Source organism: Pseudomonas sp. PMCC200344, from assembly GCF_030053095.1.
Taxonomy (GTDB): Bacteria; Pseudomonadota; Gammaproteobacteria; order Pseudomonadales; family Pseudomonadaceae; genus Aquipseudomonas; species Aquipseudomonas svalbardensis.
Genome location: NZ_CP125618.1, coordinates 1,320,803 through 1,337,450, shown reverse-complemented (window position 1 = coordinate 1,337,450; position 16,648 = coordinate 1,320,803). Strand labels below are relative to the sequence as shown.

Annotated in this window: 15 protein-coding genes and 1 pseudogene; 7 read left to right on the top strand and 9 right to left on the bottom strand. The window is 59.2% G+C overall.

The features are described from left to right. Positions 1-7 precede the first annotated feature (7 nt). On the top strand, positions 8-385 hold the full coding sequence (locus QFW87_RS05940) for a hypothetical protein (protein ID WP_008146702.1): 378 nt from the start codon (positions 8-10) through the stop codon (positions 383-385). A gap of 300 nt (positions 386-685) precedes the next feature. After that, positions 686-1,647, top strand: a pseudogene (locus tag QFW87_RS05935) (IS110 family transposase). A gap of 40 nt (positions 1,648-1,687) precedes the next feature. Here QFW87_RS05935 and QFW87_RS05930 read toward each other — a convergent pair. Further along, on the bottom strand, positions 1,688-1,897 hold the full coding sequence (locus QFW87_RS05930) for a cold-shock protein (protein ID WP_008146705.1): 210 nt from the start codon (positions 1,895-1,897) through the stop codon (positions 1,688-1,690). Between the two features lie 222 nt (positions 1,898-2,119). On the opposite strand from QFW87_RS05930, the gene plsB reads away from it, so the two are divergent. Genes plsB through QFW87_RS05915 form a run of 3 tightly spaced genes read left to right on the top strand, consistent with a single transcriptional unit; the run spans position 2,120 to position 5,793 of the window. Beyond that, the gene (plsB, locus tag QFW87_RS05925) at positions 2,120-4,624 is read left to right on the top strand and encodes a glycerol-3-phosphate 1-O-acyltransferase PlsB (RefSeq protein WP_283190037.1); all 2,505 of its coding nucleotides are present in this window, start codon (positions 2,120-2,122) and stop codon (positions 4,622-4,624) included. A gap of 51 nt (positions 4,625-4,675) precedes the next feature. Further along, positions 4,676-5,074: a YbaY family lipoprotein gene (locus QFW87_RS05920; RefSeq protein ID WP_283190036.1), complete on the top strand. Its 399-nt coding sequence runs from the start codon at positions 4,676-4,678 to the stop codon at positions 5,072-5,074. A 29-nt stretch (positions 5,075-5,103) separates the two neighbouring features. Continuing rightward, on the top strand, positions 5,104-5,793 hold the full coding sequence (locus tag QFW87_RS05915) for a DUF4197 domain-containing protein (protein WP_283190035.1): 690 nt from the start codon (positions 5,104-5,106) through the stop codon (positions 5,791-5,793). Positions 5,794-6,077: 284 nt separating this feature from the next. Here QFW87_RS05915 and QFW87_RS05910 read toward each other — a convergent pair whose 3' ends face one another. From QFW87_RS05910 to QFW87_RS05900, 3 genes are all read right to left on the bottom strand, one after another. Beyond that, positions 6,078-7,211: a Fic family protein gene (locus tag QFW87_RS05910; protein ID WP_283190034.1), complete on the bottom strand. Its 1,134-nt coding sequence runs from the start codon at positions 7,209-7,211 to the stop codon at positions 6,078-6,080. Between the two features lie 96 nt (positions 7,212-7,307). Beyond that, the gene (locus QFW87_RS05905) at positions 7,308-10,379 is read right to left on the bottom strand and encodes an efflux RND transporter permease subunit (RefSeq protein ID WP_283190033.1); all 3,072 of its coding nucleotides are present in this window, start codon (positions 10,377-10,379) and stop codon (positions 7,308-7,310) included. 6 nt (positions 10,380-10,385) lie between these two features. Next, the gene (locus tag QFW87_RS05900; RefSeq protein ID WP_283183188.1) at positions 10,386-11,486 is read right to left on the bottom strand and encodes an efflux RND transporter periplasmic adaptor subunit; all 1,101 of its coding nucleotides are present in this window, start codon (positions 11,484-11,486) and stop codon (positions 10,386-10,388) included. A 94-nt stretch (positions 11,487-11,580) separates the two neighbouring features. Between QFW87_RS05900 and QFW87_RS05895 the strand changes: the two genes are divergently transcribed. Then, the gene (locus tag QFW87_RS05895) at positions 11,581-12,225 is read left to right on the top strand and encodes a TetR/AcrR family transcriptional regulator (protein WP_283183187.1); all 645 of its coding nucleotides are present in this window, start codon (positions 11,581-11,583) and stop codon (positions 12,223-12,225) included. Positions 12,226-12,343: 118 nt separating this feature from the next. On the opposite strand, the gene QFW87_RS05890 is transcribed toward QFW87_RS05895, so the two are convergent. Next, complete coding sequence (locus QFW87_RS05890; RefSeq protein WP_178082710.1) at positions 12,344-13,123, bottom strand: class I SAM-dependent methyltransferase; 780 nt, start codon at positions 13,121-13,123, stop codon at positions 12,344-12,346. 96 nt (positions 13,124-13,219) lie between these two features. Here QFW87_RS05890 and QFW87_RS05885 point away from each other — a divergent pair, with 96 nt between their 5' ends. Next, a complete protein-coding gene (locus QFW87_RS05885) occupies positions 13,220-13,840 on the top strand; it encodes an energy transducer TonB (protein ID WP_283183186.1) in 621 nt (206 codons plus the stop codon). Positions 13,841-13,857: 17 nt separating this feature from the next. Here the strand turns inward: QFW87_RS05885 and QFW87_RS05880 are convergent, their stop codons facing one another. From QFW87_RS05880 to QFW87_RS05865, 4 genes are read right to left on the bottom strand one after another with little or no spacing between them, the layout of a single operon-like run. Then, complete coding sequence (locus QFW87_RS05880) at positions 13,858-14,553, bottom strand: extensin family protein (RefSeq protein ID WP_283183185.1); 696 nt, start codon at positions 14,551-14,553, stop codon at positions 13,858-13,860. A gap of 2 nt (positions 14,554-14,555) precedes the next feature. Further along, a complete protein-coding gene (locus QFW87_RS05875; protein ID WP_283183184.1) occupies positions 14,556-15,377 on the bottom strand; it encodes an isocitrate lyase/phosphoenolpyruvate mutase family protein in 822 nt (273 codons plus the stop codon). Positions 15,378-15,410: 33 nt separating this feature from the next. Further along, positions 15,411-16,271 carry a DUF72 domain-containing protein gene (locus QFW87_RS05870; protein WP_283183183.1) on the bottom strand — a complete coding sequence of 287 codons (861 nt, stop codon included), beginning with the start codon at positions 16,269-16,271 and terminating at the stop codon, positions 15,411-15,413. After that, a complete protein-coding gene (locus QFW87_RS05865) occupies positions 16,271-16,576 on the bottom strand; it encodes a hypothetical protein (RefSeq protein WP_283183182.1) in 306 nt (101 codons plus the stop codon). The genes QFW87_RS05870 and QFW87_RS05865 overlap by 1 nt, the downstream gene beginning before the upstream one ends. Positions 16,577-16,648: the final 72 nt, after the last annotated feature.

Here is a 16,648-nt window from a genome sequence, read left to right as displayed (position 1 = left end):
GACATCCATGCGCCAACCCGATATCGAGATTTACCTGAAAGACGCCGACGTCGACTACAAGGCCGTCGCAGCCTGGCTCGGCACTGCTTTGGGCCCATGCACCGACTGGGTCCAGAAAGGCCAGACCTACAAGTGCAAGGCCGGCAACGTGTCGGTCACCTGGCTGCCGAAAGCCGTGGGCAAATGGAACAGCCTGTTCCTGGACAGCGACCAGACCCCGTGGGAAGACGACATCGCCTGCGCCCGCGCAGCGTTTGCCGCGCTGAACGTCGAAGTGCGTTGCGCACCGGGTAGCTGGGTCGAGGAAGAAGGTGAAGAGACCGCGGATCGCTGGATGCGCATCAGCGCGGATGGTGAAGAAGAAATCACCTGGAAGACTGTCTAAAAGCTGTACACAAAACCTGTGGGGGAGCTTGCTCGCGATAGCGAACTGACATTCAACATTGATGTTGACTGAAAGGGCCTCATCGCGAGCAAGCTCGCTTGTATGTTTAGACTTGAAGGGGTGGGCGGGACTAAAAGCTCGATTCTGACTCTGACCAGTACAGACCGTGGGAGACTTCTCATCCCGCCCCTTCTACCCAAAGCGCCGATAAGGAATTCATCGGTAAAACCGACGATAGAGGCAAGCCAGCGCAACGGTAGACCCCGACAAGCTCTTAAACCCTAGCTCCGAGGATTCGTCATGACAATCCTTACTTCGCAGACGGTGGTTGGCGTCGATATCGCCAAGGCCGAAATAGTTGTCTATCGCTCCGACCGGCTAACCACTGACACCATCAAGAACGATCGAACAGCCCTCAAACGCTGGCTTAAAACATTGCCCGCCCAAAGCGCTATCGCCGTTGAAGCCACCAACATCTACCACCTGGACACCGTCGAGCTGGCCCATGCGATGGGGCACCAGGTCTATGTCGTGGATGCTTATCGGGTGAGCAACTATCGCCGCGGCATCGGCCAACGAGCCAAGAACGATCCCTGCGATGCCCGTCTGCTGGCGCGTTATTTGACGAACGAACAAGACGGACTGCGGATCTGGAGCCCACCACCCAAGGCCTACACCTCGCTGAAAAGCCTGCTCCACAGACGTGCAACGCTGATCCAGAACCATGCCGGTCTGATGCTGAGCTGGGCCAATGAACCCTTGTTGAAGAAAGTACAGAGCGCCCAGCAAAAGGCCTTCAAGCAAGCGGATCAGGCCATTCAGAAACTGCTGCGCAAGGTCAGCAAAGAGGCGGGTATTGAAGAGAATATCGACCGCTGCAAAGCCATCGAAGGGGTTGGCGAACTGACTGCAACCGGGTTGGCGACGACCTTTATGCGCGGTGATTTTGCCAATAGTGATGCGTTCATCGCGTTTCTAGGGATGGACCTTACGGTCGATGACTCCGGGAAGAAGAACGGCCCCCGGCACCTGACAAAAAAAGGGGATCCGGAAGTCCGCCGGTTGGCTTACAACGCCGCAATGGCAGCCTGTCGCTCAGCTAAATGGAAACCGTTTTACGAGTCGTATTTGGCAAGAGGCTTCTCGAAAACCCAGGCCTTGGTGGCCCTTGCCCGGAAACTCTGCCGGGTGGCATTTGCCCTGATGAAAAATCAGAGCGAATACCACCCGGCCTGAGGTTGCGGGGTTGCCCTGCAACATAGAATCTCCCACAGTGGTTTTGGGTGATCCGTAATATATGGATTACAGGCCTACAACATCCTCAGCCTGCAAGCCCTTCTCGCCGGTCACCACGCCGTATTCAACCTGCTGACCTTCAGCCAGCGAGCGGTGCCCTTCGCCGCGAATCGCGCGGTAATGCACGAACACGTCCACCCCGTCCTCGCGCTGAATGAAGCCGTAACCCTTGGCGTCGTTGAACCACTTCACATTGCCGGTTTCGCGCGTTGCCATGTAACAGTACCCCTTCTTTTTATTGTTGAGCCGCCGAGTATATGACAGGCGCGAAAACTCTCAACTCAACTTTACTTAGGCGCTTTTTTGCCGATTTTCGGCGAATACGGCACACTAGGGGGCTTTCTCAACCAGTTTCCGCGCCGCGCCGAAACTGGTTGAGAAAGCCCCCTACGACCGCCCGAGCAAACGCTCGGTTTTATTCACTCATGCAGATGCCGTATGACCCGTTCCCCGTTCCGCCGTCTTGTGTTTGGCACCTTGCGCCGACTGCTCTACCTCTGGGTTCGCTCGGAGACGATCAATCAGTCGTCGTTCACCCTCAACCTCGACCGCAGCCGGCCGGTGTTCTACGTCCTGCAAAACCCTTCGCTGACCGACCTGGCCGTGGTCGATACCGAGTGCAGCAAGGCAGGTTTGCCCCGCCCGGTGTTGCCGGTCTCGGCAGGTACGCTGGAGGAACCCGCGGCGTTCTTTTACCTGACGCCAGAGCCCGATTGGCTCGGCCGTCAGGATAAGCGTGGTGCACCGCCGACCTTGACTCGTCTGGTCAGCGCGTTGAGCCAGAACGCCGCCGAAGACGCGCAGATCATTCCGGTCAGCGTGTTCTGGGGTCAGTCGCCAGACAGCGAGTCGAGCCCATGGAAATTGCTCTTCGCCGACAGCTGGGCGGTCACCGGGCGCCTGCGCCGGTTGCTGAGCATCATTGTGCTGGGGCGCAAAACCCGGGTGCAGTTCTCGGCGCCGATTCATCTGCGTGAACTGATCGATCACAACAAAGGCCACGAACGCACCGTGCGCATGGCCCAACGAATTCTGCGGGTGCACTTCCGCAACCTGAAAGCGGCGGTGATCGGTCCGGACATTTCCCACCGTCGCAATCTGGTCAAAGGCCTGCTGAATCAGCCGCTGGTCAAGCAAGCGATCCTTGACGAAGCCGAGCGAGAGAACATCTCCCCGGAGAAAGCCAAGGCCCAGGCCCTGCGCTATGGCAACGAGATCGCCTCCGACTACACCTACACCGCGATCCGCTTTCTGGAAGTGGTGCTGAGCTGGTTCTGGAACAAGATTTACGACGGGATCAAGGTCAACCACATCGAAGGCGTGCAGAAGGTCGCTCAGGGTCACGAAGTGATCTACGTGCCGTGCCATCGCAGCCACATCGACTATCTGCTGCTGTCCTACTTGCTGTTCCGCAACGGCCTGACCCCGCCGCACATCGCTGCCGGGATCAACCTCAACATGCCAGTGATCGGCAGTCTGCTGCGGCGCGGCGGTGCGTTCTTCATGCGCCGCACCTTCAAAGGCAACCCGCTCTACACCTCGGTGTTCAACGAATACCTGCACACCCTGTTCACCAAAGGCTTCCCGGTGGAGTACTTCGTCGAGGGTGGCCGTTCGCGCACCGGGCGCATGCTGCAACCGAAAACCGGCATGCTGGCGATTACCTTGCGCAGCTTCCTGCGCTCGTCGCGGATGCCGATCGTCTTCATCCCGGTCTACATCGGCTACGAGCGCGTGCTGGAAGGCCGGACCTACCTCGGGGAACTGCGTGGCGCGAGCAAGAAGAAAGAATCGATCTTCGACATCTTCAAAGTCATCGGCGCCCTCAAGCAGCGCTTCGGCCAAGTGGCGGTGAACTTTGGCGAACCGATCAAACTGGCGGAATTCCTCGACAGCGAACAGCCGGACTGGCGTAAACAGGAACACGGCCCGCAGTTTAAACCGGCCTGGCTCAACGAAACCACCAACCGCCTCGGCGAGAAAGTCGCACAGCATCTGAACGAAGCGGCGGCGATCAACCCGGTCAATCTGGTGGCGCTGGCGTTGCTGTCCACCAGCCGCCTGGCCCTGGACGATCGTGCGATGGCACGGGTGCTCGATCTGTATCTGGCGCTGTTGCGCAAGGTCCCGTATTCGCCGCACACCACGCTGCCGGACGGAGACGGCCAGGCGTTGATCGAGCATGTGAAGGACATGGACCTGCTGTCCGAGCAGAGCGATGCCCTGGGCAAGATTCTGTACCTGGACGAGCAGAACGCCGTCCTGATGACCTACTACCGCAACAACGTTTTGCACATCTTCGCCTTGCCGGCGTTGCTGGCGAGCTTCTTCCAGAGCGCCTCGCGCATGAGCCGAGAACAGATCCTGCGCTACACCCGCGCGCTGTATCCGTACCTGCAATCGGAGCTGTTCATTCGCTGGTCGCTGGACGAGCTGGATGCGGTGATCGACCAATGGCTCGAAGCCTTCGTCGAGCAAGGTCTGCTGCGTTTTGAGAATGATGTCTACCTGCGGCCAGCGCCGAGCTCGCGGCATTTCGTGCTGCTGACCCTGCTGTCGAAAAGCATCGCCCAGACCTTGCAGCGCTTTTACATGACGGTCTCGCTGCTGCTCAACAGCGGTCAGAACAGCATCAGCGCCGAAGAGCTGGAAGACCTGTGCACGGTCATGGCCCAGCGCCTGTCGATCCTGCATGGCCTCAACGCCCCGGAGTTCTTCGACAAGAGCCTGTTCCGCCACTTCATCCAGACGATGCTGGATCTGGACGTACTCAAGCGCGACGAGGCCGGCAAGCTGAGCTATCACGAACTGCTCGGCGAACTGGCCGAAGGCGCGGCCAAGCGGGTGTTGCCAGCGGAGATTCGCTTGTCGATCCGTCAGGTCGCATTGCATCGCAGTGAAGATGCGGCGGATCAGGTCGCGGCTCCGACTCTATCCGACTAAATTCCTACGGGCGCCAGGCCTCTTCTGGCGCCTTCGATACGGAGATCTCCGATGAAAAAACTCTCTTTATTGGCCATGACGACCCTGCTGGGCGCCTGTCAGTCGATGCAACCCGCCGCTAAAACCTCCCTCGATGGCGAAGTGTTCTACCTGCAACGCATTGCCCTGCCACCGAGCGCCACGTTGAGTGTCAGCCTACAGGACGTGTCTCTGGCCGATGCGCCTGCCGTGGTCCTTGACGAACAGAAAGGCCCGGTCAAAGGCCAGGTGCCGCTGCCGTTTCATCTGAGTTACGATCCAACGCAGGTCAAACCGGGTCATCGTTATTCGGTCAGCGCACGGATCGAAGTGAATGGCGAACTGATGTTCATCACCACCGAACATCACGCCGTGCAGCTGGATGGCAGCGACCCGCAGCCTCTGAAAATCCGCGTCGACGCCGCTCGCTAACTCTCAATTTTTGAACAAAGGAAGCTGCCATGTTCCGCCCTACCCTTCGCTTCGCCGGCCTGTGCGCAGGCTTGATGATCTCCGCCAGCGCCCTGGCGCTGTCACTCAGCGACCTGTCGCAAAAAGACGCCACCGGCGGCCTCAAGGACGCCCTGACCCAAGGCGCGCAGCTGGCCGTGAAACAACTCGGCACGCCGGGCGGTTTCAGCAACAACCCGGACGTGAAAATCGAACTGCCGGGCAAACTGGGCAAAGTCGCCAGCAAGATGAAGCAGTTCGGCATGGGCGACCAGGTCGACCAGCTGGAAACCAGCATGAACAAAGCGGCTGAAACCGCCGTGACCCAGGCCCAGCCAATCCTGGTGGACGCGGTGAAGAAGATGAGCGTGGAGGATGCCAAGGGCATTCTCAGCGGCGGCAAGGACTCGGCCACTCAGTACCTGAGCAAAACCAGCCGCGAACAGATCCGCGTCAAGTTCCTGCCAATCGTCAAGCAAGCCACCGACCAGGTGGGCCTGGCCAAGCAGTACAACTCGTTCGCCGGGCAAGCCGCGACGATGGGTGTGGTGGATGCGAAGAGCGCCAACATCGAAAGCTACGTGACCGAGCAGGCGTTGAACGGTCTGTTCGAGATGATTGGTAAACAGGAAGAAGCCATTCGCCAGAATCCTGCAGCAGCAGCGACGAGTTTGGCGAAGAAGGTGTTTGGTACCCTCTAATACTCTCTCCCGCTGATCGTTCCCAGCTCCGCGTGGGAACGATCAGAACGGGGTTGTGTTTTGAGCCCTCAGAAAGAAGACCCACTCGCGCCTAATGCCAATCAGTTAAGCCAAAACGCGATCCGTAGCAGCTGGCGAAGCCTGCGTTCGGCTGCGCAGCAGTCGTGAAATCAGACGATGCGGTGTTTCAGGAAGACCGCAAACTCAGGTTTTACGACTGCTGCGCAGCCGAACGCAGGCTTCGCCAGCTGCTACGGATTGTGTCGTTCCTTAACTGATCGGCATTACCCACTCGCGACCGATCTTTCGCTTCTCAAAAACTCGGCATACACCAGACTTTTCCGATATGCCTCGGTGAAACCGCTGACAGCCCGCAGGATGACCGAACACTGGAAATCGATGAAATAAGTCAGATCGAGGTCATCAGCCTCAGTGTTCAGATACGACCGCCCGTATTTCACCGGCGCACTGCGCAGCAAAATGCTGATCGCAATGTAGCGAAAGACAGAGAAGTCATTCTTGAACATGAACCAATAAAACAGCGCCCGCGCAACCCGGCCGTTGCCATCGCGGAACGGATGCTCATAGCCCAGAGCAAAATGCAGTGCGATGCCTTTGGTCAGTGGATGAAGGTAATCCACTTGATCGGGATCGTTATGGGGCTGGTTGATCCACGTCGACAACACCCGCAATCGTGACATCAGCCCTGCTGCGGGCGGCGGTGTATGCACGGTGTTGCCCTCGCCGTCCTGCACCACTACATCATCGTTGGCCCTGAACTCCCCCGGCGAATATTGCGTGTCATCAATGCCCTCGACACCCACCCGGTGCATGGCTGAAATCAGTTCGACACTCAGGGCGTCATAACGCTTTTCCCAGGCGAAATTCATCATCTTGTAATTGCCGATCACCATTCGCTCATCCGGCGTGCGCGGCAGGCGATTGCGTTTGAGCATGTCCTTGGCCACCCGCGTGGTGGTCGCCGCGCCTTCGAGCTGGCTGCTGCTGATGGCTTCGTCTTCGATCAAATCGTTGAGCAGATAGCTGAAGTGCGCATGCTCGCCAATCTGACTGGTCATGTACTCCAGCTCGGCCGTTGTGGCTTGTCGATCGACGGCGGAAATAGCTTTCTGCGCCAACGGCGTGAGCACAAAATTGCCCCATTGAAGCGGCTCGCCCAGCGGCAACAAACTTGAGTACTGCGCAGTCCGGGCTTTCTTCACCAGCGCCCAGCACAGATTAGAATCCAGCCCCGGCGCCCAGCGGTAGCGCAACTCATCGAAAGGCAGATAACGCCCCTGATCGTCCAGCGGCTTGAGCAGGGCAAGGTAGTCCGAAAGGCGTTCCTTGTGGGGTGACTTCCCCAACAGGTCGAATACCGGGTCGGTCCTCCCCATCAAAATGGGTGGCTTTTTCATTATTGCTGTCTCAAAAACTCATAAAACTGAGTCTTGAGTACAGCACTCAGATCTCTCTGACTCAATATCAGAGGGATCTGAAATACACGTAGGACGTTAGACCGGGTCTTTCTTGATCCTGAACCACGCCGCATACAGCGCTGGCAGAAACAGCAACGTCAGCGCCGTCGCCACAATCAACCCGCCCATGATCGCCACCGCCATTGGCCCGAAGAACACGCTACGCGACAGCGGAATCATCGCCAGCACCGCCGCGAGTGCAGTCAATACAATCGGCCGGAAACGCCGCACCGTGGCTTCAATAATCGCCTGCCAAGGCTTGAGCCCGGAAGCAATGTCCTGCTCGATCTGGTCCACCAGAATCACCGAGTTACGCATGATCATCCCGGACAGCGCGATCGTCCCGAGCATGGCGACGAAACCGAACGGCTGACGGAATACCATCAGGAACAAGGTCACACCGATCAAACCCAAAGGCGCCGTCAGAAACACCATTATCGTGCGTGAGAAACTGCGCAGTTGCAGCATCAGTAACGTCAGCACCACCACGATGAAAAGCGGCACACCGGCCTTCACCGAATTCTGCCCGCGAGCCGAGTCTTCCACCGTGCCACCGACTTCCAGCAAGTAGCCGTCGGGCAGTTCGGCGCGAATCGGATCGAGGGTCGGCATGATCTGCTTCACCAGCGTCGCCGGTTGTTCCTTGCCGTAGATGTCGGCGCGGACCGTCACGTTCGGCAAGCGGTTGCGGTGCCAGATGACGCCTTCTTCGAAGCCGTATTCCAGGGTCGCAATTTGCGACAACGCTACGCTGCGGCCATTGTCGGTCGGCACCGCCAGGCTTGGCAGAAGCGACAGTTCGGTGCGTTCATGCAACGTGCCGCGCAACAGAATCTCGATCAACTCGTTGTCTTCACGGTACTGGCTGACGCTGGAACCAGTCAGAGAGCTTCGCAGGAACGTCGACAGGTTCGCAGTGCTCACGCCAAGCGCCCGTGCGCGGTCCTGATCGACGTTCAGATAAACGACTTTGCTCGGCTCTTCCCAATCCAGATGGACGTTGACCACATGCGGGTTCTCGCGAACCTTGGCGGCCACTTTACGGGCCAGCGCGCGAACTTCCTCAATGTGCTCACCGGTGACCCGAAACTGCATCGGATAGCCAACCGGCGGCCCGTTCTCCAGACGTGTCACCCGCGCTCGCAGGGCCGGGAATTGTTCCTTGAGGGCTTCGATCAGCCAGGTGCGCAGGACTTCGCGCTCCTCGATGGTTTTGGCCAGGACTACAAACTGCGCGAAGCTTGCTGCAGGAAGTTGTTGATCCAGCGGCAGATAAAAACGTGGCGAACCGGTGCCCACATAAGCGACATAGTTGTCGATACCGGCGTGATCCTTGAGCAGTGCTTCGAGGCGTTTGACCTCATCGCGGGTGTTGCTCAACGAGGCGCCTTCGGCCAGTTTCAGATCGACCATCAATTCCAGACGACCCGATGCTGGGAAGAACTGTTGCGGCACAAAGCGAAACAGGATGACAGAACCGATAAACAACACGGCCGTCAGGACAATGACCGTCTTGCGCCGCCGTACGCACCACTCCACCAGGCGTCTGACGCGCTGATAGAACGGCGTGCCATAAGGGTCGGACTGGCCGTCGCCGGTGCCATGTTTGGCTGCATGAATCTTCGCCAGATCCGGCAGGAGTTTTTCCCCCAGATAAGGCACAAACACAACAGCGGCCACCCACGAGGCCAACAACGCGATGGTCACCACCTGGAAGATCGAACGGGTGTATTCACCCGTGCCCGACTGCGCAGTGGCAATCGGCAGGAAGCCGGCGGCGGTGATCAGTGTGCCGGTGAGCATCGGGAATGCGGTGCTGGTCCAGGCATAACTGGCCGCCTTGATCCGGTCGAAGCCTTGCTCCATTTTGATCGCCATCATTTCCACGGCGATGATCGCGTCGTCCACCAACAAACCCAGTGCCAGTACCAACGCCCCGAGGGAAATCTTGTGCAAACCGATTCCCAGGTAATACATACAGGCGAACGTCATCGCCAGCACCAAAGGAATCGCCAGCGCGACCACCATGCCGGTGCGCACACCGAGGGAGAAGAAGCTCACCAACAGGACGATCGCCAGCGCTTCCACCAGCACCTGAACAAACTCACCGACACTGCTTTTCACGGCGGCGGGCTGGTCGGAGACCTTGCGCAGCTGCATACCGGCAGGAAGATTTTTCTGGATCCGGTCGAACTCGATTTCCAACGCCTTGCCCAGCACCAGAATGTCGCCACCGTCCTTCATGGCCACGGCCAGACCGATGGCGTTTTCCGCCATGAAGCGCATGCTCGGCGCTGGCGGATCGTTGAAACCCCGACGTACATCCGCCACATCGGCGATGCGGAACGTACGATCACCGACGCGGATCGGAAAGCTCTTGATCTCTTCGACCGTCTGAAAATTCCCCGAGACGCGTAGCTGCAATCGCTCACTGCTGGTTTCAAAGAACCCGGCGGTGGACACTGCGTTTTGCTCTTCAAGGGCCTGCTGCACCGCCGACAACGGTAGGCCGAGGGTGGCGAGTTTGACGTTGGAGAGTTCGATCCAGATCTTCTCGTCCTGTAACCCGAGCAGATCGACCTTGCCCACATCCTTGACCCGTTGCAGCTGAATCTGCACGCGGTCGGCGTAGTCCTTGAGCACCGCGTAATCAAAACCTTCGCCGGTCAGCGCATAGATATTGCCAAACGTTGTGCCGAACTCATCATTGAAGAATGGCCCCTGGATGCCCGGTGGCAGGGTCTGACGAATGTCCCCGATCTTCTTGCGAACCTGATACCAGAGGTCCGGGATGTCCACCGAATGCATGGAATCACGGGCGACGAACGTCACTTGTGATTCGCCCGGACGGGAGAACGAAACGATGCGTTCGTACTCGCCGGTTTCCATCAGCTTCTTTTCAATGCGCTCGGTGACCTGACGCGACACTTCCTGCGCCGTGGCCCCAGGCCAGTTGGTACGAATCACCATGGCCTTGAAGGTGAACGGCGGGTCTTCACTTTGGCCGAGTTTGGTGTAGGACAGTGCGCCAACAACTGCCAGCAAGAGCATCAGGAACAGTACGATCTGGCGATTACGCAGCGCCCATTCGGAAAGATTGAAACCCATCGGGGATTACTCCTTGTCCGCCAGATTGACCACGCGGTTGGAGCGATCCACCGGGCGCACTTGCTGTCCTTCAAGCAGCACATGGACGCCAGCGGCCACCACCCAGTCGCTGGCATTCAGGCCTTCGAGCACCGGTACGGTTTTCTCGCCGAAGGCACCGACCCGGACCGGGGTTTTCTTCAAGGTGTTGTTGGCAGTGACAACCCAGACGTAGGTCGCGCCATTTTCCGCGGTCAGCGCGGAAAGCGGCACCGACAGCGGCACCACATCGGAGGTTTGAACGAACACCCGGGCACTCTGGCCGAGTTCAGCGGGAACCTTGCCGGCGGTGAAGGCTATCCGGGCGGCAAAGGTGCGCGATTTTGGATCGGCAGCGGGCGACAGCTCACGGATGCGCCCGGCGAAACGTTGGTCGGGTTGGGTCCAGAGTTCGACTGACACTGGCTGACCGACCTTGAAGCGGCCAAAGCTCTGCTCCGGCAAGCTGATCAACACTTCGCGTTCGCCATCGGTGGCGAGGGTAAATACGGTTTGCCCGGCCGCCACCACTTGCCCGACTTCAACTGCGCGCTTAGCCACAACCCCATCCTGAGGCGCACGCAGCACAGCGTAACTGGCCTGATTGGTCGAAACGTTGAATTCGGCTTTGATTTGCTTGAGGCGTGCTTCACCGGATCGGTAAAGGTTTTCGGAATTGTCGTACTGCGAACGGCTGACCATCTGACGGTCCATCAGGGTCTTGTAACGATCACGTTCGGCGCGCACCAGGCTCAGATTGGCCTCGGCAGCGGCGACCTGGGCACGGGTGGCTTCCAGTTGCAGGCGTACGTCCTGAGGGTCGAGCTCCGCCAGAGGTTGGTCGGCCTTGACCCGCTGCCCTTCCTCGACCAGTCGTCGACTGACTTTACCGCCAATGCGAAACGCCAGGTCCGGCTCAAACCGTGCACGGACTTCACCGGGGAAACTTTCCATCGCCTGGGCCGATGGCTCTGGCTGCACGACCATGGCCGGGCGAACGGTGACTTGAGGCGCCTCTTCGTGGCCACACGCAGACAATAAAAACGCCAGACTGACTGGCAACGCGAGGGGCAAGGCATAGCGGAACATGGTGAAGGACCTTTCGCTAATGGTGCTTGGAATAATTATACTGAGCGGTATGTTATTAATAGCAAACTCACCAGTCCAGTATTAAAAGCGAAGAATGTCGAACAATCTTTCAGCACCCAACGGTCCGGGCCGTCCCAAGGATCTGGCCAAGCGCCAGGCGATCCTCGATGCGGCGAAAATTCTGTTTCTGAGCAAGGGTTATGCGAATACCAGCATGGACGCCGTCGCGGCCGAGGCCGGTGTGTCAAAGCTGACGGTCTACAGCCATTTCAACGACAAGGAGACGCTGTTCTCCGCTGCCGTGATGGCAAAGTGCGAAGAGCAATTGCCGACGCTGTTTTTCGAATTGCCGGACGGCACTGCCGTAGAAACGGTGCTGTTAAACATCGCGCGCGGCTTTCATCAGCTGATCAACAGCGACGAATCGGTCAACCTGCATCGGCTGATGATGACGCTGGGCAGCCAGGACCCGAAACTCTCGCTGATCTTCTTCGAGGCCGGGCCTGAGCGCATGCTGCAGGGCATGGAGCGGTTGCTGGCCAAGGTTGATCACAGCGGCGCGTTGAGCATCGACAAACCGCGCAATGCGGCCGAGCATTTCTTCTGTCTGCTCAAGGGTGCGGGGAATTTCAGGCTGCTTTATGGCTGCGGCGAGCCGCTGACCGGGGATGCGGCCGAGAGCCATGTGCAGGAAGTGGTGGAGTTGTTTATGCGGGCGTATCGGCCAGAGACAGCCTGATAGGTTTCGGTTGTCTGATCGGCCCCTTCGCGAGCAGGCTCGCTCCCACACTGGATCTATGCAACACCGTAGATCCCCTGTGGGAGCGAGCCTGCTCGCGAAGGGGGGCGACGCGGTCTTAAGGCTTCAGCGCTTTCTTCGGGTAAATGTCATACCGGCTCGATTTACCGTCCAGCGCATGACTCGGCTTCGGTCCTTCAATGCATGGCGCCTTGCGCGGGCGCTTGACCACCACCCGGTGGCTGGCCAACGCCAACGCCGCTTCGAGCAGTGCAGGCGCATCCGGGTCATCGCCTACCAGCGGCCGGAACAGGCGCATTTCCTTCTTCACCAGGGCCGTTTTCTCACGATGGGGAAACATCGGGTCGAGGTAGATCACCTGCGGCGGCTCGCCTTCCCAATTGCGCATCACCTCGATCGAATTGCCCTTGAGCAAGCGCATCCGCGCCACGATTGGCGCCACGTCAAAGTCTTCCGCGCCGCGTGCCAGGCCATCTTCAAGCAACGCGCCAATCAGCGGCTGACGCTCGATCAGGCTCATCTCGCAGCCCAGGCTCGCCAGCACGAACGCATCTTTGCCCAGCCCCGCCGTGGCATCCAGCACGCGCGGACGCACGCCTTGGGCAACCCCGACAGCCTTGGCGATCATCTGACCGCTACCGCCGCCGTACAAGCGGCGATGGGCCGCACCGCCCTCGACAAAGTCCACCCGCACCGGCCCCGGCGCGTCCGGGCCCAGTTGCTGCAGCTGCAAACCCTGGTCGCCGACCTGCAAAGCGAACTCACCGTCATCCACCTGCATCGGCAAACCCAGGCGCTCGGCCCATTGTTCGGCCTGTGGCTGAAAAGTCGCGGCCAGGGCCTCGACATGGATGCGGCAGGCCGCAGGTTGCTCAATCATGAGAAAACACGCTCAAAAAATTAATGATCGGCAAAAACGGCCGATAACAAAACTATCGAGCATTTTGCCAGAGCTGAGCGTCGACCGAGAGAAATGTCAGACATTCAAACCACATCCATAGGCTACCTATCGCGTCATGGCGATTTTGGTCTACGAAACTCCCAAGCACTGAGCGGCGTCAGTCACCTGTGGCAGGATTTTTTTGCCCAGGCCCTGGCCGAACAGTCGAGCGATGTGGTGCCTGCCTGCGGGACTTTCCCACCGGTTGATCTCGAGAGCCCGGTCGAGCCGACCGTCGGCAGCGAGCTCTACGCACACATCGTTTCCCAACGCGAATGCGATGTGAAAGAAACCCAGGTCAAACCGCCAGAGCCGCTGTTCCTGCCGATTGCCGAGTTCGAAATGGACTTGGCCGACAAACCCTTCCCGCCGTTCCCGCCGGAAGAAATCGTCGCTCAACAGCAGCAGCAGAACTTCGAAAGTGGCTGGGTCCGTCCGATCGTACTCACCGCCGGCCAGCCTGTACCCGAAGCCGGCCCGGCACCGCAGCCGCGTCCGCTGCACCTGCCAATCGCCGAGTTCGAATTGCACCTGCTGGACAAACCGTTCCCGCCGTTCTCGCCCGAAGAGCGGGTGGAGCAACAGAAACAACTCGATTTCGATAACGGCTGGGCTCGCCCGATCGTCCTGCAAAACCTGCGCATCGCCGCCTGACTTTCAATAACAAGCCCTCAGCGACACACCCACCACGGCCCGACATCCACATGAAAGTGATTGCGATGGGCGGCGTTGTAATCCGGACTCAAGACCACACTGAACATGTCGCAGGCGCCATCGCGGACCTGACGTAAAAACCGTGCGTCCTGATTATCCTTCGGCCAATCCTTGAGCACGCTGATGGATCGGCCATCGGCCAAGCGAAAACCGGCGATATCCAGCGCATCGGCACTGGCATGCTGGCTGCGCCTGCCATTTTCGCGGCCGTAGACGTTGCGACAGGCAAAGCTGCCGAGATGGTCGACACGCGTTACTGCTTGACCATAGACCGCTTGCGCCGCGGGTTGCAGGGCGTGGTGTTCGAACAGGGCGAACGACACCGCCAGGCGGCAACTGGCGAGGAAACTGCTGCTCAGCGCCACCTCGCCGCCTTGCACACGCAAGGTGTTGATCAACGGGCACGTGGCGTCGGGGCTGTCGGCCTGATGGGTTACGCGCAATCCAGAGCTGCTCAGGGCTTGATCGCACAACTGCGGATCATCGCGCAGGCGCATCAGTTTGTAGCGGGTCAGAAAATTGGGCGCGGCCTTCACGTCCAGCGGCGCCCAGGGATTCCAATGGGGTGGCAGCGAGATCCAGCCACGCCAGACGCTCACGGCTGCCGCGCCAAGAATTAACAGCATCAACAGCAGCCACCACCGAAACCGCATCGTCAGCCCTTGAACAATTGATTGGCCTGGGCATACGGCATGGACCGCGACGTGAACCCGAACGTGCCCGATGTCTTGATCTCTTCGGCAGCGCGGAAAAACTCCCCATACGCCGCCAGCGCCAGAGCCGAACCGACGCTGATGCGCTTGACGCCCATTTCGCTCAACTGCTCGACCGTCAATTTCAGTCCGCCAGACATCAACACATTCACCGGTTTCGGCGCCACAGCACGGACCACCGCCAACACGTCTTCAGCACTGCGCAGACCCGGCGCATAAAGTACGTCGGCACCTGCCTCGGCAAACGCCTGCAAGCGGCGAATGGTATCGGCGAGATCAGGATTGCCGTGCAGAAAGTTCTCCGCTCGCGCGGTCAACATAAAGGGAAACGGCAAGCTGCGAGCGGCTGCCACGGCAGCCTCGATGCGCGCCACGGCATGTTCGAAGCAGTAGATCGGCGCTTCTTGACGGCCCGTGGCATCTTCGATCGAGCCACCAACCGCGCCGGCCTCTGCCGCACGCAAAATACTCTGTGCGCATTCGGCTGGATCGTCAGCGAAGCCGTTTTCCAGGTCGACGGCGACGGGCAGATCAGTTGCCGCAACAATCGCCCGAACGTTTGCCAGGGTGTCGTCCAGCGTCAGCGCGCCATCGGGGCGGGCGTTGGAAAAGGCGTATCCGGCACTGGTGGTCGCCAGCGCTTCGAAACCAAGGCTGGCGAGCATTTTCGCCGAGCCGGCGTCCCATGGGTTGGGAATGACAAAAGCCCCCACGCGTTCGTGCAGTGCTTTGAACGCTTGGGCTCGAAGGGTTTGCGCATCCATTGGCAGGCTCCTGAAAAGGGCAAGGAATCCGCTTCAGAGCAGGCCAAGTTGCTCGGCAGCGGGCTCTCTGTATAGCTCAGGCAGCGGCGGCAAGCCAGGCAAACGCAGCATCAGTTTTGCGTGAAAACGTTGCGCCAGTTTGGCGGCCAGCAGGTTGTCGGCGGTGTGCAGGAAGATATAGGGCGTGCGGCCCTCTTCGATCCACACGGCAATTTTCTCGATCCATGGCAGCAGGAACGGGTCGTTGGCCTCAAGCTGTGGATGGCCGATGAAGCGTACCTGCGGACATTGCGTGAAGGCGGCCGGACGCGGCGGCACCCTGGGCTTTTTCGATTGGGCGTGAAGTACAGAAGGATCGGTCGATGTGCAGCTGAACAGCGCGCGGGGATCGAGGCAAATACGCTCGACACCGCGATCCAGTAGCAGGCGATTGAGCATTCGCTCGGCATCGCCCTTGGCGAAGAACTCGTCATGCCGCACTTCAACCGCCAGAGGCCGGTCCACGGCGTCGATAAAACCGGCAAGCTCTGACAGTCGTTGAGGTGTAAAGCTTTTGGAGAGTTGCAGCCACAGCGGTGAAACCCGCTCACCGAGGGGACTGAGCAATTGCAGGAAGGTTTCGACAGCGGTCAATTGTTCGCGCAGATCACCGCTGTGACTGATGTCACCGGGGAACTTGGCAGTGAAGCGAAAGTGTTCGGGCATGGTCTCGGCCCAACGCTGCACGGTGGTCGCAGCCGGGCTCGCGTAGAAGGTCGTGTTGCCTTCCACGGCGTTGAACACTTGGGAATAGAGATTCAGAAATTCGGCGGGTTTTGCGTCTTGCGGATACAGGTAGTCACGCCAGGCGTTTTCACTCCAGGACGGACAGCCCAGGTAGTAAGGCAGCTGCATCAGATGTACAAGTCGAGGCCCAGCACATCCGAATCCCAATCAACAAAACCGGCGGTGCTCAGGTAGCTGGCCAGGGCCTTCGCGACACTGTTGCTCATGGCACGGTGATAAATCATGTCTTGTTGACGGGCGGGGAGATTACTCAAGCGTTGCGCAGAGGCTTTGGCGGCGCGGGCGGCCATTTGCTCTTCGGATGGAATTTCCAGCTCGCCGTCGATATCGACGTAGTCGTCATCCGCCACAGGGCCTTTGCGAGGCTTGCGCTTGATGGGGTAGGACTGAGAGGGAACGCCGTCTATACGCATGAGTACATGTCCGGGATCAATGATGGCAGTTTAGTGGCGCAAAACCCACTGCGCAAACCGCCGAGTGATAAC